The sequence below is a fragment of the Pseudomonas sp. JV245A genome (genome assembly GCF_032424515.1).
GTDB classification, from domain to species: domain Bacteria; phylum Pseudomonadota; class Gammaproteobacteria; order Pseudomonadales; family Pseudomonadaceae; genus Aquipseudomonas; species Aquipseudomonas protegens.
Genome location: NZ_VYKE01000315.1, coordinates 1 through 2,642, shown reverse-complemented (window position 1 = coordinate 2,642; position 2,642 = coordinate 1). Strand labels below are relative to the sequence as shown.

Here is a 2,642-nt window from a genome sequence, read left to right as displayed (position 1 = left end):
TGCGGTTTCGGAGACTGCGCATTCCTCGCGGCAAGCCGGCTCCTACAGGGAGGCCAGGGCCTTGGCCAGGCGCTGTGCGCGAGCGCTGGCGGCGAGGTCCAGCAGGGCCTGGTCGCGGGTCCATTGCTCGCGCCAGAGCTGTGGCCCCTGGGCGAAGGCAATGCCGATCTCGGGTTTCAGCGCCTCGAACTGCACGAACAGGCCCGCAAGCAGAATGTGCCCGCTGCTCAGCGCCGGGTTCTGCCGGCTGGCTTCGGCACAGCCGGCCAGCAAGCCCAGCAGTTGCAACTGCAAGGGCTGCGGCCAGCCGCTGTCCTGCCCCACGCCATACAGCCAGGCCAGCATGGCGCTCAGGACATAGATGTCTTCCAGGGTGCGGAACGGCTTGACGTAGGCATCCCAGCCGTCGCCGGCCAGCAACTCGCAGGCGGCGTTGTCCAGCTCCAGGCAGCCGTGGCTGATCTCCGGCATCAGGGCAATGGCGGGCAGGGTCTGGACCTTGACCCCGGGCTCGCCGGGATAGACCACCGTCAGGCGCAGGGCTGCGCGCTCCCCCGGGGCTTCGCAGCGAGCCGCCACCAGCAGCCAGTCGGCGGCATCGCCGGCGGTGACGAAATCCTTGCGCCCGTGCAGGCGCAGATCCTCCAGGCGGGTCTGCATGTCCGCCGGGCGCAGGCTGCGGCGTTCGGTCGCGCATAAAGCCCCCAGACTGGACGGCGCGCTGGGCCACAACATGCGCAATGCCGCCTGGTAGCCCACCAGGAAGGCCAGCCCCGGGGTGGCCATCAAGCGCCCGCCGCGCACCGCCAGTTCGAAGGGCGTGACGTTGCCCAGGTGCGCCAGCAAAGCCCCGTAGCCCTCGGCCAGGTCGGGGTTGGCGGGCAATCGTTCACGGCTCTCGAGCAGGGCTTGCCAGGGCATTCGAAGGTCCTCAGGGGCTGTCATATAAGCATCACCAAAGCTTCATGGCGATGACACCGGGGCTACATAGCCTGACTTTGCACAACAAAGTCGATTGGCTGCAACCCAAGGCGGGTCAGTAGCCCGCACGGAGATTCACGATGACTCAGATCGCCCGCATCAGCGACACCGGCACTGAACGCCGCCTGCAAGCCGAACGCCTGATCGGCGCGAAGGCTCTGCAAGAAGCCCAGGCCCTGCGTTTCAACGTCTTCAGTGGCGAGTTCAACGCCAAGCTCAAGGGCGCGGAACTGGGTCTGGACATGGATGACTATGACGTTCATTGCAGCCACATCGGTGTGCGCGACCTGAACACCGGGCGCCTGGTGGCCACCACCCGCCTGCTGGACCACCAGGCCGCCAACAGCCTGGGGCGTTTCTACAGCGAAGAAGAGTTCAGCCTGCACGGCCTGGTGCAGCTCAAGGGGCCGATCCTGGAGATCGGCCGCACCTGCGTCGACCCGGCCTACCGCAACGGCGGCACCATCGCCGTGCTCTGGGGCGAACTGGCGGAAGTGCTCAATCAGGGTGGCTACAGCTACCTCATGGGCTGCGCCAGCATTCCCATGCAGGACGGCGGCGTGCAGGCCCAGGCGATCATGCAGCGCCTGCGCGAGCGCTACCTGTGCACCGAGCACCTGCGGGCCGAGCCGAAGAACCCGCTGCCGAGCCTGGACATTCCGTCCAATGTGATCGCCGAGATGCCGCCCCTGCTCAAGGCCTACATGCGCCTGGGCGCGAAGATCTGCGGCGAGCCGTGCTGGGACGAGGATTTCCAGGTCGCCGATGTGTTCATCCTGCTCAAGCGCGACGAGCTGTGCCCGCGCTACGCCCGGCACTTCAAGGCGGCGGTCTGATGCGCCGGCTGCGGGTCTACGGGCGCATCGCCCGAGTGCTGCTGGTGGTGGCGCTGGGCCTGAGCATGGCCAGTATCTTCGGTTTGCTGGAACGCTTGGGGGTCGCCAACTCCATGGTCCGGCGCCAGCGCTGGTCGCGCTTCTTCATGGCACGCTTGAGCAATGCCCTGCCCTTTCAGGTCTCGGTGCATGGCGAGCTGCCCCGCCAACCGATGCTCTGGATCAGCAACCATGTGTCCTGGACCGATATCCCGCTGCTGGGCATGCTGACGCCGCTGTCCTTCCTGTCCAAGGCCGAAGTGCGCACCTGGCCGGTGGCCGGTTGGCTGGCCGCCAAGGCCGGCAGCCTGTTCATCCGCCGCGGCGCCGGTGACAGCCAGTTGATCCGCAAGCAGATGACCCGGCATTTGCAGGAGCAGCACCCACTGCTGCTGTTCCCCGAAGGCACCACCACCGATGGCCGTGGCCTGCGCACCTTCCACGGGCGCTTGCTGGCCAGCGCCATCGATGCCGACGTCTGCCTGCAACCGGTGGCGATCCGTTACCTGCGCGACGGCCAGATCGATACCCTGGCGCCCTTCATCGGCGACGACGATCTGCTCTCGCACCTGATGCGCCTGTTCGCCAATGACCGGGGCCAGGTGGAGATCCACCTGCTCAAGCCGATTGCCTGCCAGGGCCAGGAACGTGCGGCGCTGGCCTTCCAGGCCCAGCAAGCAGTGCAGAAGGCGCTGTTCGGTGATGTCATGCTGCCCGCCGAACCACGCCGCAACGGCGAACTGGTCGCGGCCTGAAACTCTCTGCAGGAGCCGGCTTGCCGGCGAA

3 protein-coding genes are annotated in these 2,642 nt (G+C 67.0%); 2 read left to right on the top strand and 1 reads right to left on the bottom strand.

Annotation, left to right across the window (positions count from 1 at the left end):
• Window positions 1-42: 42 nt before the first annotated feature.
• Window positions 43-921, bottom strand: coding sequence for an acyl-CoA dehydrogenase (locus F6S12_RS31070; protein ID WP_011059683.1), 879 nt, complete (start codon window positions 919-921; stop codon window positions 43-45).
• Window positions 922-1,061: 140 nt separating this feature from the next.
• Between F6S12_RS31070 and olsB the strand changes: the two genes are divergently transcribed.
• Window positions 1,062-1,817, top strand: a complete 756-nt coding sequence (gene olsB, locus F6S12_RS31065) for an L-ornithine N(alpha)-acyltransferase (protein ID WP_011059682.1) — start codon at window positions 1,062-1,064, stop codon at window positions 1,815-1,817.
• Window positions 1,817-2,611, top strand: a complete 795-nt coding sequence (locus F6S12_RS31060; protein ID WP_011059681.1) for a lysophospholipid acyltransferase family protein — start codon at window positions 1,817-1,819, stop codon at window positions 2,609-2,611. Before olsB ends, F6S12_RS31060 begins: the two co-directional genes overlap by 1 nt.
• Window positions 2,612-2,642 lie beyond the last annotated feature (31 nt).

Coding starts and splice junctions, on each gene's coding strand:
- F6S12_RS31070 (WP_011059683.1), bottom strand. CDS start 921: ATGCCCTGGCAAGCCCTGCTCGAGAGCCGTGAACGATTGCCCGCCAAC.
- olsB (WP_011059682.1), top strand. CDS start 1,062: ATGACTCAGATCGCCCGCATCAGCGACACCGGCACTGAACGCCGCCTG.
- F6S12_RS31060 (WP_011059681.1), top strand. CDS start 1,817: ATGCGCCGGCTGCGGGTCTACGGGCGCATCGCCCGAGTGCTGCTGGTG.